General features: G+C 65.8%; 16 protein-coding genes. 13 read left to right on the top strand and 3 right to left on the bottom strand.

The annotated features are described in order from the left end of the window. Window positions 1–23: 23 nt before the first annotated feature. The 9 genes from M4J39_RS20010 to M4J39_RS19970 all read left to right on the top strand — a co-directional run bounded on the left by M4J39_RS20010 (window position 24) and on the right by M4J39_RS19970 (window position 12,605). Window positions 24–1,421, top strand: coding sequence for a hypothetical protein (locus M4J39_RS20010; protein ID WP_251730254.1), 1,398 nt, complete (start codon window positions 24–26; stop codon window positions 1,419–1,421). Between the two features lie 123 nt (window positions 1,422–1,544). Continuing rightward, complete coding sequence (gene ccmI / locus M4J39_RS20005) at window positions 1,545–2,657, top strand: c-type cytochrome biogenesis protein CcmI (RefSeq protein ID WP_251730253.1); 1,113 nt, start codon at window positions 1,545–1,547, stop codon at window positions 2,655–2,657. A gap of 8 nt (window positions 2,658–2,665) precedes the next feature. Further along, entirely contained in the window at window positions 2,666–3,136 is a 471-nt protein-coding gene (ccmE, locus tag M4J39_RS20000; RefSeq protein ID WP_251730341.1) for a cytochrome c maturation protein CcmE, read from the top strand. A gap of 11 nt (window positions 3,137–3,147) precedes the next feature. After that, window positions 3,148–5,130, top strand: coding sequence for a heme lyase CcmF/NrfE family subunit (locus M4J39_RS19995; RefSeq protein ID WP_251730252.1), 1,983 nt, complete (start codon window positions 3,148–3,150; stop codon window positions 5,128–5,130). A 13-nt stretch (window positions 5,131–5,143) separates the two neighbouring features. Continuing rightward, on the top strand, window positions 5,144–5,617 hold the full coding sequence (locus M4J39_RS19990; RefSeq protein WP_251730251.1) for a cytochrome c-type biogenesis protein: 474 nt from the start codon (window positions 5,144–5,146) through the stop codon (window positions 5,615–5,617). 139 nt (window positions 5,618–5,756) lie between these two features. After that, window positions 5,757–7,274: a Do family serine endopeptidase gene (locus M4J39_RS19985; protein WP_251730250.1), complete on the top strand. Its 1,518-nt coding sequence runs from the start codon at window positions 5,757–5,759 to the stop codon at window positions 7,272–7,274. 122 nt (window positions 7,275–7,396) lie between these two features. Then, window positions 7,397–8,116 carry a response regulator transcription factor gene (locus tag M4J39_RS19980; protein ID WP_251730249.1) on the top strand — a complete coding sequence of 240 codons (720 nt, stop codon included), beginning with the start codon at window positions 7,397–7,399 and terminating at the stop codon, window positions 8,114–8,116. Further along, window positions 8,095–9,498: an ATP-binding protein gene (locus tag M4J39_RS19975; protein ID WP_251730248.1), complete on the top strand. Its 1,404-nt coding sequence runs from the start codon at window positions 8,095–8,097 to the stop codon at window positions 9,496–9,498. Before M4J39_RS19980 ends, M4J39_RS19975 begins: the two co-directional genes overlap by 22 nt. A 158-nt stretch (window positions 9,499–9,656) precedes the next feature. Continuing rightward, window positions 9,657–12,605 carry a bifunctional [glutamine synthetase] adenylyltransferase/[glutamine synthetase]-adenylyl-L-tyrosine phosphorylase gene (locus tag M4J39_RS19970; protein ID WP_251730247.1) on the top strand — a complete coding sequence of 983 codons (2,949 nt, stop codon included), beginning with the start codon at window positions 9,657–9,659 and terminating at the stop codon, window positions 12,603–12,605. A gap of 3 nt (window positions 12,606–12,608) precedes the next feature. On the opposite strand, the gene M4J39_RS19965 is transcribed toward M4J39_RS19970, so the two are convergent. Next, a complete protein-coding gene (locus M4J39_RS19965; protein WP_251730246.1) occupies window positions 12,609–15,056 on the bottom strand; it encodes an ATP-binding protein in 2,448 nt (815 codons plus the stop codon). Between the two features lie 274 nt (window positions 15,057–15,330). Beyond that, window positions 15,331–17,976: an aminopeptidase N gene (gene pepN / locus M4J39_RS19960; protein WP_251730245.1), complete on the bottom strand. Its 2,646-nt coding sequence runs from the start codon at window positions 17,974–17,976 to the stop codon at window positions 15,331–15,333. Between the two features lie 351 nt (window positions 17,977–18,327). On the opposite strand from pepN, the gene M4J39_RS19955 reads away from it, so the two are divergent. The 4 genes from M4J39_RS19955 to M4J39_RS19940 all read left to right on the top strand — a co-directional run bounded on the left by M4J39_RS19955 (window position 18,328) and on the right by M4J39_RS19940 (window position 24,681). After that, entirely contained in the window at window positions 18,328–20,538 is a 2,211-nt protein-coding gene (locus M4J39_RS19955) for an anthranilate synthase component I (protein WP_251730244.1), read from the top strand. An 817-nt stretch (window positions 20,539–21,355) separates the two neighbouring features. Further along, complete coding sequence (locus tag M4J39_RS19950; RefSeq protein WP_251730243.1) at window positions 21,356–22,681, top strand: NAD(P)-dependent oxidoreductase; 1,326 nt, start codon at window positions 21,356–21,358, stop codon at window positions 22,679–22,681. 12 nt (window positions 22,682–22,693) lie between these two features. Next, on the top strand, window positions 22,694–24,001 hold the full coding sequence (preA, locus tag M4J39_RS19945; RefSeq protein ID WP_251730242.1) for an NAD-dependent dihydropyrimidine dehydrogenase subunit PreA: 1,308 nt from the start codon (window positions 22,694–22,696) through the stop codon (window positions 23,999–24,001). 125 nt (window positions 24,002–24,126) lie between these two features. Continuing rightward, complete coding sequence (locus M4J39_RS19940; RefSeq protein ID WP_256469828.1) at window positions 24,127–24,681, top strand: class I SAM-dependent methyltransferase; 555 nt, start codon at window positions 24,127–24,129, stop codon at window positions 24,679–24,681. 14 nt (window positions 24,682–24,695) lie between these two features. Here M4J39_RS19940 and M4J39_RS19935 read toward each other — a convergent pair whose 3' ends face one another. Then, a complete protein-coding gene (locus tag M4J39_RS19935; protein ID WP_251730240.1) occupies window positions 24,696–25,367 on the bottom strand; it encodes a TetR family transcriptional regulator C-terminal domain-containing protein in 672 nt (223 codons plus the stop codon). Window position 25,368: the final 1 nt, after the last annotated feature.

Below are 25,368 nucleotides of genomic sequence, written 5' to 3'. Positions count from 1 at the left end.
AGAAGCAGTTTACGGGATTCGTCATGGACGGACGGGCGGTGGTGACCGACAAGGCCGAGACCTTCCTGCGGGGGCTGACCCCGCGGGCGCGCGGCATGCTGGTTCGCCGGCTGGAAAGTGACCGTTCCGTTCCCTCCGAACTCGAAGCCCGCCGCCGGCTCATTCTGGAGGCCGCCCGCGCGATTGCCGAAAGCCGGGGTGCAGCCCGGCAGGCGGCGACCGGCGCGCCGCCGGATATGCGCAGGCTGGTCTTCTCCGCCTTCGAGCCCTACGTCATCGAGGAGAGGCTGGTCTTCCCCGTCCGTGGCTTCGTCTCGGCCGCCACGCTCTCCCACGTTTGGTCCTATGCGGCCAACGAGCTGCGGTCCGCCGAAGTGGCGGCCTGGAACACCCCCGAGACCGCCCCCAAGCTGCCCAACGAGGCCGCTTTCCGGGAAGAGGCCGCGAAGCTGGAAGCGCGGTTGTTCGATACCTTGGCGCGGCACATCGCGGCGATAGCCGACGAGCCGAAGCTGCAGCAACGCTTCATGTCGCGCATCGGCGGCGAGGTGGCCCGCCGCGAAATCGACGAAATGATCGCCGTACGTGATCGCCTCCAGGATCTGCCGACGCTGAGCGCCGCCATCGTGCATCTGCTCGAGACGAGGTCGGTCGACATGGGGCTCCTCGAACAGATCGCCACCTATCTCGCGACCTATCCCAATACCGCCGGCTGGGTCGCCGGCGGCGTGTTCCGCCGTCAGGGCGCCGTGACGCCGCTCATCGCCTTTGCCAAGCTGCTGGCTCGTGGCGAAACGGCCCGACGCGTCCGGGCCACGCCGGCGGCGGCGGCCTTCGTCGATCTCGGCCTCGCCGTGGCTGATCGCTCCGCGTCGCGCTTTCAGACCATCCTTCGCGGCAGCCGCAACGCCGCTGACGCCACTGCGCAGATCGGGGTGTTCCGTTCGACCCTCGGTGAACTCACCACCGGCCTGGACATCGACAACGACGGGGGTTGGCAGCCTCGCATGGTCGCCATCAAGCGACGGTTCTCGGACATGCTGTTCGTCGAGTTCGACAAGCTGCTCCCGGCCATGCGTCGCGCCTTCCGGGTCCAAGAGACTCCCTATCCGGGGCCGGCCGATGGCGCCGAGGCGGCGTTCCTGTGCGCCCTGTTCGCGGCGACCGGCAAATCTCGCGACATCCTCGCGGTCAATGGCCTCGTCGGTCGCCTGACGCCTCTGGTCGATCAGGCAATTGAGCTCTATGCCCTCGATCTGCCGACCAAGCTGCGGGATCTCGATGGCGAGGCGCGGTTGGCGGCGCTGTCGGCTGTCGACCATCTGATCAAGGCCGCCGGCTTCCTCTACGGCGAGGACTATGCGTCCCATCTTCGCCGAAGCAAGGAGCAGCAGCTCAAGGCATCGCGGCCCGCGGCTTGAGGCCGGATCGCCTTTTCTGGAATCCTTCTCAAATTCGCCCAGAAGTCGATTGAGAAAGCGCCGGCATTGCCCTATTCGGCATGGGGTGTTGGTCTGTGCCGGCGGTTCGGGAAAGAGCGGCGAATGGTCTTCTGGATATTGCTGGCATTGCTGACGGCGGCGGTCGTTCTTGTCGTCATCGCTCCCATGGCGCGGCCGGCAGGCGCCTTTTCGGTCCCCAGCGGCGAAGAAGCCCGCGTCTATCGCGATCAGTTGAGCGAACTCGACCGCGATCGCGAACGCGGCCTGATCGGCGGCGAAGAGGCGGACGCTGCCCGCGCCGAGATCGGTCGTCGTCTGCTGGCCGCCGCGCATGTTCCGGCTGACACCGGCAAGCCCCGGCCCGCTGCCAATCGGCTGGTCGCGCTGATGACCGTCGTCGCCGTCCCGGCCATCGCCCTGCCGCTTTACCTCCTCATCGGTCAGCCGGACATGCCCGACGCGCCGCTGGCGGAGCGCCTGACCTCGGCGCCCGCCGCCGGCAATGTCGCCGATCTGGTCGGCCGCGTCGAGAAACACCTCGCTGCCAACCCAGACGATCTCTCGGGTTGGCGCGTCATTGCGCCCGTCTATGCCCGTCTGGGCCGGCTGGACGATGCCGTGAAGGCATGGGGGCGGCTGGTCGCGGCCGGCGAGGCGGATGCCGCGACGCTTGAGAACTATGGCGCCGGCCTCGTCGACACGAACGACGGCATCGTCTCTCCCGAGGCGCAGTCGGTCCTGGCCCGCGCCGTCGCCGCCGATCCGGAACGTGTGCGCGCGCGCTTCTATTATGCGGAGGGGCTGCGTCAGACGGGCGCCTTCGAAGAAGCTCTGCGGCAGGTCGACGAACTGATCCGCCGCTCGCCGGCCGACGCGCCCTGGCTGGAGACCGCACGCGGAAAGCGCGGCGAAATCCTGACTGCGCTCAAGAGGCCTGCCGATACGCCGGAACCACCGACCCTGCCGGCATCGGGAGTGAACAGCGCGGCGATCGAAGGCATGGTCGACGGTCTCGCCGCCCGGCTCGCCGCCGAGCCCGACGATCGCGATGGCTGGATCCGGCTGATGCGTTCCAACGTGGTGCTCGGCCGGAGCGACAAGGCCAGCGCGGCGTTCGCCGACGCCCGGAAAGCCTTCGCCGGCAACGCCGAGGCATTGGCGGCGATCGATGCCGCGGCGGCCGAACTCGGCATCGCCAAACCGGAGGGACGATGACGATGGCCATGACGCGCAAGACGCGGCGCCTCATTCTGATCGGCACTGTCGGCGCGGTTCTCGCCGCAGCCGTCGGCCTCGTTCTCTTTGCGCTCTCGGGCGAGATCACCCTTTACAAGACGCCGACCGAAATCGTCGAGACTCCCATCACGGAAGGGCGTCGTCTCCGCATCGGCGGCCTCGTCGAGGTCGGTAGCGTGGCGCGAAAGGACGGCGGTCAGGTCGAGTTCAAGGTGACCGACACGGTGAATGCGGTGACGGTGACCTACCGTGGCTTGCTGCCCGATCTGTTCCAGGAGGGGCAGGGCGTGGTCGCCGAGGGAAAGCTCGACCAGCGCGGCCTGTTCCTGGCCGATACCGTTCTGGCCAAGCATGACGAACGCTACATGCCGAAGGAAGTCGTGGACGCGCTGAAGGCTCAGGGCGTTTGGGAAGAAGGCCAGCCGGGTGGGCTGATGCCGCCTGCGGCGAAGAACTAGACGAGGGCGGCATGATCGTAGAATTCGGCCACTTTGCCCTGATTCTGGCCCTGGCGGTCGCCCTCGCCCAATCGGTCCTGCCGGTTGTGGGGTTCCTCCGCCGTGACCCGGCGCTGATGGCGGTGGCGCCGCGCGCTTCGATGATGCAGTTCCTGCTCGTCGCCATCGCCTTTTCGGCGCTCACCTATGCCTATCTCGTCTCCGACTTCTCGCTTCTCAACGTGGTCGAGAACTCGCACTCGGAAAAGCCGCTGATCTACAAGTTCTCCGGCGTCTGGGGCAATCACGAAGGCTCCATGCTGCTCTGGGCGCTGATTCTGGCGCTGTTCGGCGCGGCCGTCGCGGCCTTTGGCGGCAATCTGCCGCAGACGCTCAAGGCCAACGTGCTGGCCGTGCAGGGCTGGATCAGCACGGCCTTTCTCGCCTTCATCCTGACGACATCGAACCCGTTTCTGCGCCTTGCCGAACCGCCGATCGAGGGCAAGGATCTCAACCCGATCCTGCAGGATATCGGCCTCGCCATCCATCCGCCGCTCCTCTATCTCGGCTATGTCGGCTTCTCCATCGCCTTCGCCTTCGCCATCGCGGCGCTGATCGAAGGGCGGATCGACGCCGCCTGGGCGCGCTGGGTCCGGCCCTGGGTTCTCGCCGCCTGGATCTTCCTGACTGCCGGCATCGCCATGGGGTCCTACTGGGCCTATTACGAACTCGGCTGGGGCGGCTTCTGGTTCTGGGACCCGGTGGAAAACGCCTCGCTGATGCCCTGGCTGGTGGGAACGGCGTTGCTGCATTCGGCCGCCGTGATGGAGAAACGCGAAGCGCTGAAGGTCTGGACCGTGTTGCTGGCCATCCTCGCCTTCTCGCTGTCGCTGCTCGGCACCTTCCTGGTGCGGTCGGGCGTGCTGACGTCCGTTCACGCCTTCGCCACCGACCCGACGCGCGGCGTCTTCATCCTCGCCATCCTCTGCCTGTTCATCGGTGGCGGACTAGGCCTGTTCGCTTTCCGCGCCGGCACGCTCAGGCAGGGCGGTCTGTTCGCACCGGTCAGCCGCGAAGGCGCGCTCGTCCTCAACAACGTGTTCCTGACCGTGGCGGCCGGTGTCGTGCTGTTCGGCACGCTGGTGCCGCTCATCGTGTCGGCCTTCGGCGGCGCCATTTCGGTGGGCGCCCCCTATTTCAACACCGTGTTCGGGCCGCTGTTCGGCGCCACGCTGCTGGTGGTGCCGCTCGGGCCGTTGCTCGCCTGGAAGCGCGGCGACCTGCTCGGTGCCCTCGAACGGCTGTGGGCGGTATTCGCCATCGCCGCGCTGGTCGCCATCATCGTCGCCTGGATGAGCGGCGAGACCCACATCGTCGCCCTCTTCGGCCTCGGCGTTGCCGTCTGGGTGCTGGTCGGCGCCTTTGCCGAGTTATGGACCCGCGCCCGCCTTCGGGAAGCCGGGCTTTCGGTCGGTCTCAGGCGTCTCGCAGGCTTGCCGCGTTCGGCCTTCGGCACGGCGCTCGCCCATGCCGGTCTCGGCGTGACGCTGCTCGGGATCGTCGCGACATCGACCTTCCAGAGTGAAGCGATCCTGGAGATGAAGCCGGGCGATACGGCGACTGTTGGCACCTATTCGGTGACCTTCGACGGGCTCCGCAACACGGCCGGCCCCAACTATTCCGGGGTCGTCGCGTCCATGACGGTCCGGGAAGGCGGCGTTGTGCGCTTCGTCGTCGAGCCGTCGCGGCGCTTCTACGCGGTGCGCCAGATGCCGACCACGGAAGCCGGCATCCGCACGCATGGCCTGTCGCAGTTCTACGTGACGCTCGGCAGCGAAGGTCGCGACAGCGGATCGGTGGTGGTGCGCATGTGGGACAAGCCGCTGGTGACGCTGATCTGGCTGGGCGCGCTTGTCATGATGGCCGGCGGCGCCTTGTCTCTCACCGATCGTCGCCTGCGCGTCGGAGCGCCGAAGCCTGCTCGGCGCGCAGCGCCCATGGTCACCGCCGAGTGACGGAGGAAAACCGATGCGTCTTCTTGCTGCCTTGGCCCTTCTGGTTGCGCTGACCGTACCCGCCGCCGCCGTCGATCCATCCGAACGGCTGGCCGATCCGGCTCTCGAAGGACGCGCGCGCGCCATCTCCGAGGAGCTGCGCTGCCTCGTTTGCCAGAACCAGTCGATCGACGCTTCCGATGCCCAGCTCGCCAAGGATCTGAGACTCGTCGTTCGAGAGCGCATCGCCGCCGGCGACAGCGACGACGAAGTTCGCGACTTCCTGGTTGCCCGCTACGGCGAGTTCGTGCTGCTGAGGCCGCGTGCCCACGGGGTCGGTCTTCTGCTCTGGGTTCTGCCGCCCGCCTTGCTGCTCATCGCCGGGGCAGGGCTGTTTCTCGCCTTCCGCAGGCGTCCCGATGCCCGGGGGACGGAAAGACTGTCCGCCGAGGAAGAAGCGGCGCTGAAAGCGCTGTCCCGAGAAGAGGAAGGGACGCCAAATTATTGAAATAAGGCGAGTTTTTGGCAGTTTTTCTTACGAAAGTTTAATGCCGTCGCAATCTTCAGGTTAGGCTCGGGGTGGCTATATGACGCCATGGAAACCGGATCGACAGCCGGTGCAGAGTTCATACCCTGGAGTTTCTCCCATGCACAGGACTTCCGACAAGCCGACCAAATCCCGCGTCAAGGCTCTCTTGATGGGTTCAGTTTTCGCCCTGGCTCTCGGCGGCATCGTCGCCGGCGAAACGGCCTTCATCTTCGACAACACGGCTCAGGCTCAGAACCTGTCGCAGCCCCAGACCCAGGCGGTGTTCAGCTTTGCCGACATGGTGCAGCGCGTCCAGCCGGCCGTCGTCTCCATCCGCGTCAAGACGGACGAGACCGTCGGGCAGGGCGACAGCGACAATGAAGGCCTGCCTCCCGGCCTGACGCCCGACAGTCCCTTCTACGACTTCTTCAAGCGTTTCGGCATGCCGGGCATGCCCGGTGGCCGCGACCGTGGTCCGCAGCATCGCTACGGCCTTGCCCAGGGCTCGGGCTTCTTCATTTCGGCCGACGGCTACGTGGTCACCAACAATCACGTGGTGGAGAATGCCACCGACGTGAAGGTGGTGACCGACGATGGCACCGAGCACGCCGCCAAGGTGATCGGCACCGACCCCAAGACCGACCTGGCCTTGATCAAGGTGACGGACGGCAAGGACTTCCCGCATGTCACCTTCGCGGCCAACGAGTCGCGCGTCGGCGACTGGGTGGTGGCCGTCGGCAACCCGTTCGGCCTCGGCGGCAGCGTGACGGCGGGCATCATCTCGGCCCGTGGTCGTGACATCGGCGCCGGTCCCTACGACGACTTCCTGCAGATCGACGCGCCGATCAACAAGGGCAACTCCGGTGGTCCGGCGTTCAATGCCGGTGGTGAGGTGATCGGCGTCAACACCGCGATCTACTCGCCGTCGGGCGGTTCGGTCGGTATCGGCTTCGCCATCCCGGCGCGGACGGCGCAGCAGGTGGTCGCCTCCCTGATGGAGCACGGCAAGGTCGTTCGCGGCTGGCTCGGCGTGCAGATCCAGCCGGTCACCGAGGAGATTGCCAACTCCCTCGGTCTCGACAAGGCCCACGGCGCCCTCGTGACGGAGCCGCAGGACAACTCGCCGGCCAGCAAGGCGGGCATCGAGGCCGGCGACACCATCCTCTCGATCAACGGTCTCGAGGTGGAAGACGCCAAGGATCTGGCTCGCAAGATCGCAGCCTTCCCACCGAAGACGGTGGTCGACGTCACCCTGTGGCGTGACGGCAAGGAGGTGACCGTCAAGGTGGATCTCGGCGAGCTGCCCAATGAGCAGGTGGCTTCGGCGCAGAAGAGCGACGGTTCCGAGGAACACACCTCGCTTGGCGACTATGGATTGACGCTCGCCCCCGCCGACGCCGTGGGCGCCGGCGACAGCGGTGCCGTCATTACCGACGTCGATCCGGCCGGCAAGGCCTCCGAGCGCGGTCTGCGCCAGGGCGACATCATCCTCCAGGCCGGCGGCCAGACCGTCGAGGGTCCCCGTGACGTCTCGAAGGCGATTTCCGGAGCCGAGAAGGCCGGCAAGACGGCCATCCTGCTCCGCGTGAAGTCTGGAGACAGCGTTCGCTTCCTTGCCCTCCCCTTGGGGAAGTAAGGCGCTGATCTCCACCTGGTACCGGCGAGCGGGCTCGGCGCCCGCCGGTACTCTTTTTCCTTGCGCCGGCCCGTGTCGGCGCTAAACAACTGTCAGCGACCACCTTTGCGAGGCAGGGCGACATGCGCATTCTGGTGATCGAAGACGACAGGGAAGCGGCCGCCTATCTCGTCAAGGCGCTGGCCGAGGTCGGGCACGTCGCCGAGCACGCGGCCGATGGCGAGGCCGGCGCCTTCATGGCCGAGGAAGGCGGTTTCGACGTGCTGATCGTTGATCGCATGCTGCCCAAGCGCGACGGTCTTGCCATCATCGAGGGCATGCGCCGGGCCGGCGACCAGACGCCGGTGTTGGTGCTGTCGGCGCTCGGTCAGGTCGACGACCGTGTTCGCGGTCTCAAGGCCGGCGGCGACGACTATCTCACCAAGCCCTACGCCTTTACCGAGCTCCTCGCCCGCGTCGAGGCGCTGGCCCGCCGCAACCGGCCGGCCGAGGTCGAAACCACCTATCGCGTCGGCGATCTGGTGCTCGACCGCCTGTCGCATACCGTGACGCGTGCCGATACCGAAATTCCCTTGCAGCCGCGCGAGTTTCGCCTGCTCGAGTATCTGATGCGCAATGCCGGGCAGGTGGTCACGCGCACCATGCTGCTGGAAAATGTCTGGGACTACCATTTCGATCCGCAGACCAACGTCATCGACGTTCACGTCTCCCGTCTGCGCGGCAAGATCGACAAGGGCTTCGACAAGCCGCTGCTGCACACCGTGCGCGGCGCCGGCTACATGATCCGCGAGGCCGGTCCCGACAGGGGCGGGGAGGCCACATGGGCGCGCTCGGGCGGCTGATCCGGACGACCGCGTTCAAGCTGTCGCTGGTCTACCTCGTCGTCTTCTCCGGGCTGACGCTGTTCCTGACCGCCTACATCTCCAACAACACGGCCGAGCTTCTCGATTCCCAGATCAGCGATACCATCGACAGCGAAATCAACTCGCTGTCCGACCAGTACGAACGTGGCGGCCTTCGCCAGCTCGTCAGCGCCGTCGACCTGCGCAGCCGCCGTCCCGGCGCCAGCCTCTATCTCGTCGCCGATTCCTCGGGCCGCACGGTGGTCGGCAATGTCGCCGACCCGCCACTTTCCATCCTCGGGCTGTCGGATGGCGACACCACCTCGGTCACCTATCAGCGACTCGATGGCGATACCAGCCGCAGTTACCAGGCGATCGTGCGGGTGTTTGCCCTGCCGGGTGGATTCAAGCTTCTGGTCGGCCGCGACATCAGCGAGATCGGACAGCTCCGCTCCCTGATCTTCGAGGCGTCCCGCTACGCCATCATCGTCATCGTGGTGACGGGCTTCGTCTCCTGGTTTTTCGTCGGGCGCTCCGTTCTCAAGCGCGTCGAGAACATGGCCGAGACGTCGCGTCGTTTCATGTCCGGCGACCTTACCCATCGCCTGGCCGTCAAGGGATCGAACGACGAGTTCGACAATCTCGCTCTCAGCCTCAACGAGATGCTCGATCGTATCGAGGCGCTGATGACCGGCCTGCAGGAGGTGTCCGACAATATCGCCCACGACCTCAAGACGCCGCTCAACCGGCTTCGCGGCCGCCTGGAGGAAACCTTGCGGCGCGGTGGCGAGGTGGAGGACTATCGCGAGGCGATCACCTCGGCGATGGAGGAGGCCGACAGCCTCATCCGCATTTTCGACGCGCTCCTCAAGATCGCCCGCATGGAGGCCGGTTCTTCGGGCGACAGCTTCGAGCAGCTCGACGCCGCCGGCATTCTCGACGAAATCGTCGAACTCTACGAGCCGGTGCTGGAGGACGTCGGCGGTCGGCTGACGCTCGAAACGGAGCGGCCATTGCCGCTGAGGGGAAATCGCACGCTCCTGAGCCAGGCCCTGTCCAACCTGATCGACAACGCCATCAAGTATGGCCGTCACGAGGGCGGGGAGGGGCCGACGATCAAGCTGACCGGCACCGTCGAGGGCGGTGACCTCTGCCTGATCGTCACCGACGATGGCCCCGGTATTGCCGAAGGCGACCGGCAGAAGGCGTTGTCGCGCTTCGGCCGGCTCGATGCCGCGCGCAGTCGGCAGGGGTCGGGACTCGGCCTGTCGCTGGTGGCGGCCGTTGCACACCTGCATGGGGGCAGTGTGACGCTCGGCGATGCCGAACCCGGCCTCAAGGCCAGCCTTCGCCTGCCGAAAGCCGAAGGCAACCCCGGCTAGCGCGTCCGTCCTGAATGAAGCCCAGTTCCGACTCAGAATAGCGCTCTATGGCGTATCGCGGCGCCGTTAGGATTTATGCCAGAACAGGGCGATAAGGTGCGTTCGACCAAGAGGCGCATGATATCAGGGCGGAGCGGGCAATGGGGGATGGAGAAGGCATGACGCAGCGGACTGAAGGCGCCCTCAAGGACCGCATCGCCATCGTTCCCCCAACCGGACCGGATTCGGCAATCGCGGCTTCCCTTCTCGACGACTGCCTGGCAGGACCGGGGGGCGAAGCGCTGTCGTCGTTGTTTGCGAACATGCCTGTTGCCCGCGATCTGGTGCTCGCGGTCGCGTCCAACAGCGCCCACTTGCGGGACGCGGCGCTGCGCGACGGCCAACGTCTCCACCGCATTCTCGCGAGCGATCCGGCGGCGCACGTCGACGGCCTGATCGCCTCCCTGTCCGAACCCGTCGCCGACGAGGCGTCGCTGCGGCGGCGTCTGCGGCGTGTCAAGGCGGAAGCGGCGCTCGCCATCGCCCTGGCCGACATCGCCGATCTCTGGGACGTCATGGAGGTGACCGGCGCTCTCACGCGCCTGGCCGATGCCTCTCTGTCTGCCGCCATCCGCTTTCTCCTGCTCGAAGCCGACGCGGCCGGCAAGCTGAGCCTGCCGGACCGTTCCGATCCCGAAAAGGGCTCGGGCTGGATCGTGCTCGCCATGGGAAAGCAGGGCGCCTTCGAACTCAACTATTCCTCGGATATCGACCTTATCGTCTTCTTCGATCCGGCCGTGGTGCCGGCGGCCGACAAGGACGATCTGACGACGCTGTTCGTCCGGCTGACGCGCCGTCTCGTCGCCATCCTGCAGGAGCGCACCGCCGACGGCTACGTGTTCCGCACCGACCTGCGGCTCAGGCCCGACGCCGGCGCGACGCCGGTCGCCATGTCAACGACCGCGGCGCTGATCTACTACGAGAGCGCCGGCCAGAACTGGGAACGGGCGGCCATGATCAAGGCGCGCCCGGCGGCCGGCGATATCGTGGCGGGCGAGCATTTCCTGGCCGAACTCAAGCCCTATGTCTGGCGCAAGTATCTGGATTACGCCGCCATCCGCGACATCCACTCGATCAAGCGACAGATTCACGCCCATAAGGGGCATGGCGAGATCGCTGTTGCCGGCCACAACATCAAATTGGGACGCGGCGGCATCCGCGAGATCGAGTTTTTCGTCCAGACGCAGCAGCTCATCGCCGGCGGCCGCAACGTCGACCTGCGCGGTCGCCAGACTCTCGCCATGCTGGACGCGCTGGTGGTTCAGGGCTGGCTCGGCGAACCGGCGCGCGATCTTCTGGCCGAGGCCTACCGTTTCCTGCGCCGCGTCGAACACCGCGTCCAGATGCTCAACGACGAGCAGACCCACACGCTGCCCGACGAGCCCGAGGGGCTCGCCCGCGTCGCCCACCTGATGGGCTACGAGGATCTCGATGCCTTCGCGGCAACGACGAGGGAATGGCTGATCGTCGTCAGCGACCAGTATTCCGAGCTGTTCGAGGAGGAGGCCGACCTCTCCTCGCAGCATGGCAACATGGTGTTCACCGGCAACGACATCGACCCCGGCACACTCGATACCTTCACCCAGCTCGGCTTCGCCCGGCCCGAAGACGCCATCCGCATCGTCGCCTCCTGGCATTTCGGCCGTTACCCGGCCATGCGGTCGTCGCGCGCCCGCGAGCTTCTCACCGAAATCACGCCGCGCCTCATCGTCGCCTTCTCCGAGACCGAAGCGCCGGATGCGGCGCTGATCGCCTTCGACCACTTCCTCGCCCGCCTGCCTGCCGGCGTCCAGCTGTTCTCGCTGCTCTCCTCCAACCAGTCGCTTGTGACGCTGCTCGCCATGGTGATGGGTAACTCGCCCTATCTCGCCGACACCGTCGCCCGGCGGCCGCATGTGGTGGACGCACTGCTCGAACCCCAGTTCTTCGGCACTCTGCCGGGCCGGGAGGAGTTGACGCGCAGGCTCGATGCGTTCTTCGGTGAGGCGCGCGGCTACGAGGATGTGCTCGATCGCGCCCGAATCTTCGCCCAGGAGCAGAAATTTCTGATCGGCGTCCGCGTCATCACCGGCACGGCGGCGGCCCGACAGCTCGGCCGGAGCTTTTCCCGTCTCGCCGACCTGCTGCTCGAACGCGTGCTCTCGGCAACGGCGGCCGAGCTTGAGGCCCAGCATGGCCTCGTGCCGGGCGGGAGGGTGGCGCTGCTCGCCATGGGCAAGCTTGGCAGCGAGGAGTTGACCGCTGCTTCGGACCTCGACCTCATCCTGCTCTACGATCACGACCGCGACGCCGTGCAGAGCGACGGGCGCCGGCCGATCTCTCCGAACCAGTATTACGCCCGGCTGACACAGCGCCTGGTGACGGCGATTACCGCGCCGACGGCCGAGGGCACGCTCTACGACGTGGACTTCCGCCTGCGTCCCTCGGGGAATGCCGGGCCGCTCGCCACCCGCATCGACGCCTTCGAGCGCTACCAGCTGGAGGAAGCGTGGACCTGGGAGCACATGGCGCTGACCCGCGCCCGTGTCGTCGCCTCCACCGGCGGGCTCGGGCAGGAAGCGGAGCGCGTGATCGCCGAGACGCTGTGCCGGCAGCGAGACCCCGAAAAGGTGCTCGCCGACGCCTCGGACATGCGGGCCCGACTCGAACAGGAAAAGGGCTCTTCCGACCCCTGGAATCTCAAGCGGGCGCCCGGCGGGCTTGTCGATCTGGAATTCGTCGCCCAGACGCTGCGCCTCGTCAACGATTGGCGCGAGCCGGCGATCCGCCTGCGCAACACCGAGGCGATCCTGCTGTCGGCGGCGACCCACGGCCTGCTTTCACCCGCCCATCGCGACGTGTTGCTGCCGGCCATTCGTCTGTTCGGCGACCTGACGCAGGCCCAGCGTCTCACGCTGCCTGTGAAGGCAGCGGTGGTCGAGGCACCGCGTGGCGTTCACGACGTTCTCTGCCGCGTCGCGTCGGCGCCCTCGCTTGCCCAGCTCGAAGCCGAGCTTCGCGAGCGTCAGGCGGCAGTGCGCGAGGCCTTCGTCGAGATCGTCGGACCGGTGGTTCGGCGCGCCGGTTGATCGTCAGTGGACGGTGCGCCGTGGCTCGGTGAACGCGTCGGGCGCGGCGACCACGCGCGGATAGGCGGTTGCCACGGCCGAGCCGGCCTGCGACGTCGCCACGGCGGCGGTGCCGTCGCTCGCGGTCGGCGCGGCGATGCGCGGCATCGAGATGGTGACGGTCGTGCCCGCCCCTTCCACCGACTCGATCGTCATCTGGCCGCCATGCAGGGCCACCAGCGACTGGGCGATGGCGAGACCGAGACCGGAGCCGGGGTGCTTGCGCGTCAGCTGGTTTTCCACCTGCACGAAGGGCTTGGCGATCTGGTCCAGCGAGGCGGCAGGGATGCCGATGCCGGTGTCGCTCACCGAGAACAGGACGTTGTCGCCCACCTGCCGGGTCCGCACCGTCACGGTGCCGGATGCCGGGGTAAACTTCAGTGCATTGGACAGAAGGTTGAGCGCCACCTGCTTGACGGCGCGGCGATCGGCCACCATCGGCTCCGCCGCCTCGAAGTCGGTGGCGAGGATGATCTGCCGCGTCTCGGCCTGCGACGACATGATGCGTACGCACTCGCCGAGCACCTCGTCGACCACCACCGACTCCAGCGTGAGGTTGACACGGCCGGCCTCGATCTTGGACATGTCGAGGATGTCGGAGATGACGTTGAGCAGGTAGATGCCGCTGTCGTGAATGTCGCGGCAGTAGTCGGTGTACTTCTCCGAGCCGAGATCGCCGAACATGCCGGACATCATGATGTCCGAGAAGCCGATGATGGCATTGAGCGGCGTCCTGAGCTCGTGGCTCATCGAGGCCAGGAATTCCGACTTGGCCCGGTTGGCCGCCTCGGCGCGCGCCTTCTCCTCGGCGTACTTCTCGGCCAGCTCGACCAGCTGGGTCGTCTGAAGCTGCATCTTGTGGCGGTGCTGGCGAAGGTCGGCGACGGTCGCCATCAGTTGCCGCTCGCTTTCGAGGAGGTTCTCCTCGTGGCGCTTCAGCTGGGTGATGTCGGTTCCGACCGACACGAAGCCGCCGTCCTTGGTGCGCCGCTCGTTGATCTGCAGCCAGCGGCCGTCGTCGAGGCGCGCCTCATAGGAGCGCTCGCCGCCGGTCATCGAGTAGCGCAGCCCCTCGCTCGATACCTTGGGCTGGCGGGCCGCCGCCATGACTTCGGCATAGGGCGTGCCCGGCCGGGCGACGCTGTCGGGCAACTGGTGCAAGCTCTGGTACTTCGAGTTGCACATGACCAGACGGTTTTCCGAGTCCCAGATGACGAAGGCTTCGGAGATGGTGTCGATACCGTCGCGCAGGCGGATGGCGGCGGTGGCGTTTTCCTGGGCGAGCGTCTTCTGCTCGGTCACGTCGACGGTGATGCCGATGAGGTGATGGGAGCCGTCATGGTCGCGAACCACCTCGGCACGCATCCTCAGCCACACCCACTCGCTGCTGGCGTGGCGGATGCGGAACTCCAGGTCGACGGAGGGCTGGCCGGTTTCCAGCACCTCCTTGGCAAGCTCGTAGAGGTCGACGTCGTCGGGGTGGATCATGCCCTGCAGGTCGTTGAAGCCCATCAGGTCAGAGTTGGGCTCCATGCCCAGGATGACGTACATGGACGGTGACCAGAACAACCGACCCCGGGCGAGATCCCAGTCCCAGAGGCCGCAGCGGCCGCGCCGGAGCGCCGTGTCGACGCGCGCCTGCGTGGCGTTGTAGATGCGGTCGGCCTCGCGGGCCCGGCTCATCTGGGCGAAAAAGGCATAGACCACCGCGATCAGGATCAGGGATGTGCCGACGAACAGGACGGCCGTCATGGTGACGTCGTGCCGCCAGCTGACATAGACCTGCGCCAGCGGCTGATAAACGGCGATCGTTCCGCGGTCACCGGCGAGGTTGCGCACGGTGGCGAGCGCTTCGGTGCCGCCGGACAGCGTCACGTCCAGTACGCCGGCGCGCTTGCCGAACACCAGCATCGGCTGGTCGGCGCCGAACAGATCCGCGACGGTGCCTTTGCCGACGAACGCTCCCTCCGGCGCCGTCGCCCGGATGGTGCCGTCGGCATCGGCGAACAGGATGACGCGGCCGTCGCTCGTCGCCGACGGCGGCAGGCTGTCGCGCAGGGCGGCGCGCATCACGCCCGAGTAGCCGCCATCGACCTTTTCGAGCGAGGGATGAATCGAAAGATCGGCGTCGAGCGCTTCGGCCAGGAGCGCCACCATGTCGGAGGCCGCACGATAGGTGTCGGTCCGCTGCTGCAGAAGATTGGAGACGTGGAAGATGCCGCCCATCAACAGGAAGGCGCAGATCAGAACCGGGATCGAGCGCCGAAACAGCGGCTCGGCCTGCAGGAGGCGCAGATAGGACGGGCGCACGAGAAGGCCGGCATGTCCCTTGAGAAGCCTCTCCGTTTCGGCATCGCCGAAAAGGCGTGCCTTCCACGTTCCCGACCCTCGACTGAGGTCGTTGCCCGCCATGTCGTTGCCCCGCCGCCGCATGTTATTGGGGAACGCGAAACAACCCCCGAATCACGGGCAGTTTGAATCATCGGGAATCGCTCTGTCCATAGGTTAAAGAGCGTTGAATCTTCTTTTTGAATCGCCGCGGGCGAATGGGGGTATGTGTGACATTCCTGCCGAATCCGCAGGTGGGATTCGGACTGGAAATGAAGAGCTTTTTCGATTTGTCATCCCCTCCCGGCCATCCTCCACAGAAGATGTGGGGGAGGGGATATCTCGCAAAATCAGCCGATCAGGCCAGCGTCCGCTCCAGAATGTCGGCGACGTCGCGCGACAGTTGCGGCTTGGTCTGGATCGAGCGCAGCGCCGTTTCCGCCTGGGCCCGGCGCTTGGGTTCGTAGGAGCGCCAGGATCGGAAGGTGACGAGCAAACGCGCGGCAAGCTGCGGGTTCGTCGCATCGAGCCGCGAGATGATGCCGGCGACGAAGCCGAAGCCCTTGCCATCCGCCCGTCCGAACTGGGTCGGGTTGGAGGTGGCGAAGGCGCCGACCAGCGCCCGCACGCGGTTCGGATTGCCGAAGGAGAAGGCGGGATGCTCCGTCAGTGCCGTGATCTTGTCGAGCGTGCCGGGCAGTGGTGCGGATGCCTGGGCCGACAGCCACTTGTCGACGACCAGCGGCACCGTTCCGAAGCGCTCGAAGAAGGCGGCAAGCGCCGCTTCCGCGCCCGCATCTCCACGATGGACCAGAATGGTCAGCGCCGCCATGCGGTCGGTCATGTTGGTCGCCGTCTCGAACCGCTTGCGCACCAGCGCCATCGCTTCGTCCGATCCCGTGATCGACAGGAGATCGAGCGCGGTGTTGGCGAGCGACCGTCGGCCGGCGCCGGCCGCATCCGGCACGTAAGGCTGTCCTGACGCGGCGCCGTCGGCCTCGACGATCGCCTTGAGGCGTGCCCCGAGCCGGTCGGCGATGGCGCGCCGATAGGCCTGATGCGCGGTCGCCACGGCATCCGGATCGACATTCTCGGCCACCTCGCGGGCGACGTCGTTCTCGCTGGGCACGGAGATGAGCAGCGCCTTGAAGGCGGCGTCCAGGCCCGGGTCGTCGATGAGGGCGGCGAGAGCGTCGATCGGCGCCGTCTCGAAGCTGGGCGCCTGGCCGGCGCGCACCTGTTGCGTTGCCTTGACCAGCGCCGTCATGGCCAGCGTGGTGCCGGCCTGCCACCGGTTGAAGCTGTCCGTGTCGTTGGCCAGCAGGAAGATGAGGTCGGACGACGACAGCGATTGCCGCACCTTGACCGGCGCCGAGAAGCCCCGGAACAGCGATGCGACCGGTCGTGACGGCAGTCCGTCGAAGGTGACGGTGTGCGACGGCTGTGTCAGGATCAGCGTGTCGCCGTTCACTTCGGCACCGGCGATCCCGGACGGCTGCATGTCCCCGCCATCGGGGCCGACGAGGCCGAAGCGCACCGGAATGACGCGCGGCTTTTTCGTCTGCTGGCCGGGCGTGGCCGGCGTCTCCTGCGTGAGCGTCAGCGTGAAGCGCTTCGCCGCCTCGTCCCAGGTTTCCTCAATGGTGACGACGGGCGTTCCCGCCTCGCGATACCAGACCATGAAGGGTTCGAGGTCGCGTCCGGACGCTTCGGCGAAGCAGGCGATGAACTGCTCGATCGTGGCCGCTTCGCCGTCATGCCGGGTGAAATAGAGATCCATGCCGCGCGCGAAGGCGTCGTCGCCGATCAGCGTCTTCAGCATGCGAATGACCTCGGCGCCCTTCTCGTAGACGGTCGCCGTATAGAAGTTGTTGATTTCCTTGTACTGCTCGGGGCGCACCGGATGGGCGAGCGGGCCACCGTCCTCGGGGAACTGCTGGCTCCTGAGCAGGCGGGCATCGGAAATGCGCTTGACCGCCCGCGAGCGCATGTCCGAGGAGAACTCCTGGTCGCGGAAGACGGTGAGACCTTCCTTGAGACACAGCTGGAACCAGTCTCGACAGGTGATGCGGTCGCCGGTCCAGTTGTGGAAATACTCGTGGGCGATCACCGCCTCGATGCCGGCATAGTCGGCGTCGGTGGCGATCTCCGGATCGGCCAGCACGTATTTGTCGTTGAAGACGTTGAGGCCCTTGTTCTCCATGGCGCCCATGTTGAAGTCGGACACCGCCACCACGTTGAAGACGTCGAGGTCATACTCGCGGCCGAACACCTCTTCGTCCCACTTCATGGAACGCTTCAGCGAGTCCATGGCATAGGCCGCCTTCGGCGCGTTGCCCTTCTCGACATAGACGGCAAGCATCACCTTGCGGCCGCTCATCGTCGTGAACTCGTCCTCCAGGGCGTCGAGGTCGCCGGCGACCAGCGCGAACAGGTAGCTCGGCTTGGGCCACGGATCGTGCCAGATGGCGAAGTGACGTCCGTCCCCGAGGTCTCCGACCGACACCGGATTGCCGTTGGAGAGCAGGATCGGCGCCTCGGTCTTCGGCGCGGTGATCTTGACCGTGAACACGCTGAGCACGTCCGGCCGGTCGTAATAATAGGTGATGCGGCGGAAGCCCTCCGCCTCGCACTGCGTGCACCAGGTGCCGGACGAGCGGTAAAGGCCCATCAGCTTGGTGTTGGCGGCCGGGTCGAGGCGTGTCGTCATCTCGAGGCGGAAGGCGCCGTTGGGCGGCACCTTGATGGTCAGCTGGCTGGGGCTGGCCTCGTACTCGTCCTCCGACAGGTCCCGCCCGTCGATCGCGACGCGAACGAGCGTCAGCTCGTCTCCGTTGAGGACGAGCGGCTCGCCGAATGTACCATCGCGCGGCGAAATGGCCAGCGTCGCAGCCACGAGAGTCGCCTCGGGCGTCAGATCGAAATCGAGGTCGACCTTGTCGATGGCGTAAGGAGTGGGCTTGTAGTCGGCGAGGCGGATGACGGGGGAGGATTCCTGGGACACGGGCGCAACCTATTGTCAAAGCATGCGGCGCAAGGCGCCGAAATCGGGTGGCCGACGATGGCCGGCGATGCAAGGGTTGTAAGATCGAACGGGGGAAATGCAAACTCCTCTTTGCGAATGTGTCGCGATGTTGATCTTCTTTACAACCCGACGCGCTTCGCCTATGGGAGAAGCCATGAACGGTTTTGTCGCCCTGAACGCTTCGTGGTGGTGGCGCTTCTCTTAAGGAGAGCGGCCGACGCGGTGTGTCCAGGTGGACGAAATGAGCGAGGGCTGCTCCGGGAGACCGGACCGGCCCTTTTTGTTGAGGTGTCCAGGCGGTCTCTCCGGGTGGCGACAGGGGAGATTGCGATGGTCAAGAGCGACGCCGAAACCGGATTTTCAGGCAAGAGAGAGTCATTCGTCACCGCCGGTGGCGTGGAGGTGGCGCGCAGCGCGCGGCCCGACCACTACAAGACGGCCATTTCTGGCTATTTCGACAAGCTCGATACGCGTCGTGGCGCCGTGCTGTCATCCAACTACGAGTATCCGGGCCGCTACTCGCGCTGGGACATCGCTTTCGTCGATCCGCCGGTTGCGATCACGGCCCGTGGTCGAAAGGTGACGATCGAGGCGCTCAACGCACGCGGCCGTATCCTGCTCCCCGCTTTCGTCGCCGCCGTGCGCGGTCCCGATCTCGCCTCCCTTGCCGTCGATGACGCGCTGATCTCGCTTGAGGTGAAGACGCCCGGGGGCGGCTTTGCCGAGGAGGACCGCTCGCGTCAGCCGTCGGTCTTCTCCGTGCTTCGCCGCATCATCGCCAAGTTCGCAACGCCCGAGGACGACAAGCTCGGCCTCTGGGGCGCCTTCGGCTACGATCTCGCCTTCCAGTTTGACAGCGTCGATTTCAAGCTGCCGCGTCCCGACGACCAGCGCGACCTCGTGCTCTATTTCCCCGACGAGATCGTCGTCGTCGATCATCACCGCGCCGCCGCCACCATCTATTCCTACGATTTCGTCGTCGAGGGTCGCCTCACCGTCGGCCTGCCGCGCGATGGCCAGGAGCAGCCGTTCAAGGTGACCGATCGCGATCCGGGGCGGGGCGACCACCAGCCCGGCGAATACGCGGCGTCGGTCAGCAAGGCGGTGGAGTATTTCAAGCGCGGCGACCTCTTCGAAGTGGTGCCGGGGCAGGTGTTCTATGAGAAGCCGTCCTCGCCGCCGTCGGCCATCGCTCGCCGGCTTCAGCACATCAATCCGGCGCCCTTTGGCTTCATGTTCAACCTTGGCTCTTCCGAATATCTGATCGGCGCCAGCCCCGAGATGTTCGTGCGCGTCACCAACGGCAAGCGCGTCGAAACCTGCCCGATCTCGGGCACCATCCGGCGTGGCCGCAACGCCATCGAGGACGAGGAGCAGATCCGCATCCTGCTCAACTCCAAGAAGGACGAGGCCGAGCTCACCATGTGCTCGGACGTCGACCGCAACGACAAGAGCCGCATCTGCGAGCCGGGGTCCGTCCGCGTCATCGGTCGCCGCCAGATCGAGATGTATTCGCGCCTCATTCACACCGTCGACCACATCGAGGGGCGGTTGCGCGACGGCATGGATGGGCTCGATGCCTTCCTGAGCCACGCCTGGGCGGTGACGGTGACGGGCGCGCCCAAGCTGTGGGCGATGCAGTTCATCGAGGACAACGAGAAGAGCTGCCGCGCCTGGTACGGCGGGGCCGTTGGCGCCTTCCTGATGAACGGCGATGTCAACACCGGTCTCACGCTCCGGACGATCCGCCTCAAGGACGGCATCGCCGAGGTGCGCGCCGGCGCGACGCTGCTCTACGACTCGGTGCCGGAGGATGAGGAGAAGGAGACCGAGCTGAAGGCTTCGGCGCTGATCGCCGCCATTCGCGAGGCTGGCACCGCGCCGGTCGCCGCCGCGTCGGTGGAGCGTGAGGCCGTCGGTGCGGGCTTGCGGATCGTGCTGGTCGATCATGAGGACAGCTTCGTCCACACGCTGGCCAACTATTTCCGCCAGACCGGCGCCGAGGTGAAGACGCTGCGCGCCTCGAAGGGGAAGGGCATCGACACGGCTTTGATCGCCGCCGAGAAGCCGGACCTGCTCGTCATGTCGCCGGGGCCGGGAAACCCCTCCGACTTCCAGTGTTCGCGGACCATCGCGGCGACGCGGCAGCTTGGCTTGCCCGTGTTCGGCGTCTGTCTGGGCTTGCAGGCGATGGTCGAGGCTTTCGGCGGCAAGCTGGCGCAGCTCGCGGTTCCCTATCACGGCAAGCCGTCGAAGATCGCGGTGTCGGGCAATTCGCTGCTGTTCAAGGGCCTGCCGTCCGAGATCGTCATCGGCCGCTACCACTCGCTCCATGCCGATCGGGCTCATCTGCCCGACGCATTCCGCGTGACGGCGGACACCGAGGACCGGGTGGTCATGGCCATCGAACATCAAAGCGAACCCTTCGCCGCCGTCCAGTTCCACCCCGAGTCGATCATGTCCCTGTCGGCAGACGCCGGCCATGTGATCATCGAGAATGCTATCCAGGGTTTAGTTCGGTTCAAGAGGGGCGGACAATAGAGACGATGCGACTGGCAATCGTCCATCGGCTAGCAACCAATCGAGCATTTGTCGCCACGGACCATCACAACCGTTGATCCGTGGCGGTGGGCGCGGTCCGTATCCTGCGGTGCCAACGTGCGCCGAGGGCTCGACCTTCGCGTCAGATGGGACTGGATGATCGATTTTTGTATTATGTATCAATCGTATAGATGGAAGAGGCATGCGCCGATTCCTGTCATGCGGCCTGTTGCAAGGATGTCGCACTCGAATGGTGTTTTGAATGTTTCTGCTATGTTGTGAGCGAAAATCGGCGCCTGGCGGCTTTTGGCGCTGGAAGATTGCGAACGACGCGCTATCATAAAAATTGCGACAACGTTGCTGGCTCAACTCGTCGCGGGGTTTAGCAGCCCCTTTCCGCGGTTTCGCGGACTAGCGGTCCAAACAACTAGAGGGCGCAAGCCCTCTTTTTTTGTCCTGCCTCCAAGCCAAACACTTCCGACGATTGCACCTGTCCGATCTCTGACGGGCTCTGCCTCCACGGCCGAGGTCGATCCTCTGCCTGCCGCTCAGGGAAAAGGCTCGATCCCGGTGTTTCTGCTCAAATTTGCGCCTTGACCCTTCGTTTTTTTTACCGAAAGATCAAGGAAACAGAAGGGCGGAGAAAAACCGCCGGGGAATAGCGGACAAAGCAATCGGAAGATCTGGTTCGAGCCGGTTTTGACGGTTCTGAATCACGTTCGGATCAAGGACATCGGGTACGCCAAATCGGCTGATCCGATGAACGGGAGCGCTTTGTCTTCGTCGTTACTGTGCACCAGCCACGGGACCAACATCCATGCCGGACATTTCTGCGGGACGCCTCGCGGCGGACGATTACGGTAAGAATTTCTCGGACGTTCATCCGCCGCTCGGCGCACACGAGGCGGTCGTCGAAAGCGACCGATGCTATTTCTGCTTCGATGCGCCATGCACCAATGCTTGTCCGACGTCGATCGACATACCACTATTCATCCGGAAGATCGGAACAGGCAACGTCGAGGGCGCCGCCGAGACGATATTTGCGTCCAACATTCTCGGTGGCATGTGCGCGCGCGTTTGCCCGACGGAGACGCTGTGCGAGGAAGCCTGCGTCCGCAACGTCGCCGAGGAAAAGCCGGTGCGCATCGGCCTTCTTCAGCGCCACGCCACTGACCGCTATCTCGAAAGTCATTCGACCTACGGCATCCGCGCGCCTGCCACCGGTCGCAAGGTTGCCGTGGTCGGCGCCGGCCCGGCGGGCCTCGCCTGCGCCCACGAACTGGCGCTGAAGGGCCACGACGTCACCATCGTCGAAGCGCGCGGCAAGGCGGGCGGGCTCAACGAGTTCGGCATCGCCGCCTACAAGGCCACGGACGGCTTTGCCCAGCGCGAGGTGGACTTCGTGCTCGGCATCGGCGGCATTACCATCGAGGCTGGAAAGGCGCTCGGTCGTGACTATTCGCTGGCCGATCTTCGGGCCAAGTACGATGCCGTTTTCCTCGGCCTCGGCCTTCAGGCCGTCAACGCCCTCGGTGTCGAAGGCGAGGAAACGGCGGGCGTCGTCGACGCGGTCCGCTGGATCGAGGATCTCCGCCAATCGCCGGACAAGTCGACCATCGAGGTCGGCTCGCGCGTCGTCGTCATCGGCGGCGGCATGACGGCGGTGGACGCCGCCGTGCAAGCCAAGAAGCTCGGCGCCGACGAAGTCACCATCGCTTATCGGCGCGGCCCGGCCGAAATGGGCGCCAGCCGTTACGAGCAGGAGCTGGCGCAGGTCAACGGGGTCCGCATCCTGCATTGGGTGGCGCCCCGGCAGGTGGTGTCCGAAGGCAATGCCGTCGCTGCCGTCGACTTCGAGCGGACGGCGCTGGATGCTTCCGGCCGACTGACCGGAACCGGCCGAACCCTCCGCCTCGCCGCCGACCAGGTGATGAAGGCGATCGGCCAGACCTTCGTTTCCGGACCGGTGGAGACGGTTGCCCTCGATGGTGGGCGGATCGCGGTCGATGAGGAGATGCGCACCTCGCTTGCCAAGGTCTGGGCCGGTGGCGACTGCGTTCGCGGCGGAGAGGATCTCACCGTTCAGGCCGTCGACCACGGCAAGCGCGCCGCCCTGTCCATCCACGCCGCCCTTTCCGCCTGAAGGAGTTCCGATATGGCCGATCTCCGTAGCAATTTCCTTGGCATCAAGTCGCCGAACCCCTTCTGGCTGGCCTCGGCGCCGCCCACCGACAAGAAGTATAATGTCGAGCGCGCCTTCCGTGCCGGTTGGGGCGGCGTCGTCTGGAAGACGCTCGGCGAGGACCCCGCCGTCGTCAACGTCAATGGGCCGCGCTACGGCGCGATCCACGCCGGTGACCGCCGCCTCGCCGGCCTCAACAACATCGAGTTGATCACCGATCGTCCCCTGGAACTGAATCTGCGCGAAATCGCCGAGGTGAAGAAGGCCTGGCCGGACAGGGCGCTGGTCGTCTCGCTGATGGTGCCTTGCGAGGAACGAAACTGGAAATCGATCATCGCCCGCGTCGAGGAAACCGGCGCCGACGGCCTGGAGCTCAACTTCGGCTGCCCGCATGGCATGAGCGAACGCGGCATGGGCTCGGCGGTGGGGCAGGTGCCCGAATACATCGAGATGGTCGCCCGCTGGTGCAAGGAAGCGACCCGCATGCCGGTGATCGTCAAGCTGACGCCCAACATCACCGACATCCGCTATCCGGCCCGCGCTGCCAAGAAGGGCGGAGCCGACGCGGTCTCGCTCATCAACACCATCAACTCCATCGTTGCCGTCGATCTCGACAGCTTCGCGCCGGTGCCGACCATCGACGGCAAGGGCAGCCACGGCGGTTATTGCGGACCGGCCGTCAAGCCGATCGCCCTCAACATGGTGGGCGAGATCGCCCGCGACCCGGAAACCTACGGCCTGCCGATCTCCGGTATCGGCGGCATCGAGACCTGGCGCGACGCGGCGGAGTACATCGCGCTTGGCTGCGGCACCGTGCAGGTTTGCACGGCGGTGATGACCTACGGCTTCAAGATCGTCGAGGAAATGATCGACGGCATGAAGAAGTACATGGATAGCCATGGCTTCTCCACCATCGAGGATTTCCGCGGCCTCGCGGTCAAGAACATCTCCGACTGGAAGTATCTCAACCTCAACTACATCGCCAAGGCCAAGATCGACCAGGATCTCTGCATCAAGTGCGGCCGCTGCCACATCGCCTGCGAGGACACCTCGCATCAGGCGATCACCCACATGGTCGACGGTGTCAGGCACTTCGAGGTGAAGGACGAGGAGTGCGTCGGCTGCAATCTCTGCGTCAACGTCTGTCCGGTCGACGGTTGCATCACCATGCAGCCGATGGCGCCGGGTTCGGTCGATCCGCGCACCGGCAAGGTGGTGTCGCCCCAGTATGCCAACTGGACGACCCATCCCAACAATCCTTCGGCCGTCGCGGCCGAGTGAAGCAGGGTCAGGCTCTAAGCATTGATCCGGAGCGACAACGACATGGTGGCGCCGTGAGACTCCCCCCATTTGAAGGGCGCTGGCGGACGAGCCTCGGGCTCGCGGCCAAGTGGGGGGAGAAACGAATGCCGCATCGCTGTCCTTGGTATCTGGGCTATTTTTTGCTCAATCCGTTGCGAAGGCTGGTCCAGCATCCGGCTCGACTGCTGGAGCCTTATGTCAAGCCAGGATTCCGTGTGTTGGAGCCCGGCCCCGGCATGGGCTACTTCACGCTGGAGTTGGCGCGTCTCGCCGGACCGACCGGCAAGGTTCATGTGGTCGACATCGAGCCGCGCATGCTGGCCGCGCTGGGGCGTCGCGCCAGATCGGCGGGGCTGGAGACGAGGGTCGACATGCGCCTCGGGCGCGACAACAGCCTCGGCGTTGCCGATCTTCCCGGCGAGATCGATTTCGTTCTCGCCTTTGCCGTCGTTCATGAGCTCGGCGATGTCGCCGCTTTCTTCAACGAGGCGGCGGCGGCCATGAAGTCCGGCGCAAAGCTGCTTCTCGCCGAGCCGGCCGGCCACGTTTCCGAAGCATCGTTTGCCGAGGAGTGCGCGATGGCGGAAGCAGCCGGTCTTGTCGCCGCCGATCGTCCGGCCGTCTGGCGAAGCCACGCCGCCGTGTTCAGGAAGCCGTAAGGCCCCGATCCGGGCTAACCGTGCGCCGGTAGGATGCCGCGCATCAGGACACCGATCACCGTGTCGGAGGCGGCGCGGAAGGTCGCCGGATCCTCAATGCCGCGCCCCAGCACCGAGCGGATCTGCGCGTCGAAGTCGGCGTAGTGCTGCGTCGTCGCCCAGATCATGAAGATGAGATGCACGGGGTCGACGTCGAGAAGCTTGCCGTCGCCGATCCAGCGGCGGATGACTTCGGCCTTCTCTTCGACGATCGACTTGAGGTCAGTCTTCAGAACGGCGTCGAGATGCGGGGCGCCCAGCAGAATCTCGCCAATGAACAGCCGGCTTTCGTGGGGAAAGTCGCGCGATTGTTCGAGTTTCTGGCGAATGTAGCCGGTGAGTTCGGCCTCCGGGTCGCCATCTTCGGCCATCTCGCCGAAGGGGGCCAGCCACATGTCGAGCGTGCGCGTCAGCACCGCCGTATAGAGATCGTGCTTGCGGCGGAAGTAGTAGAGAAGGTTCGGCTTGGACATGCCGGCCTTCTCGGCGATCTGGTCGACGGTGGCGCCACGGAAGCCATAGCGCGAGAACACCTCCAGCGCCGCGTCGAGGATTCGCTCCTCGTTTTCCGCCTGAATGCGCGTCCGCTTCTTGGAGCCGCGCGCGCGGGCGAGATCCTGACCTTCAATCGCTGTTTCGTAACTCATG

Source organism: Pleomorphomonas sp. NRK KF1 (genome assembly GCF_023721755.1).
Taxonomy (GTDB): domain Bacteria; phylum Pseudomonadota; class Alphaproteobacteria; order Rhizobiales; family Pleomorphomonadaceae; genus Pleomorphomonas.
Note: the sequence above shows the minus strand (reverse complement) of the source record. Positions and strands in the feature narration are given on the sequence as shown.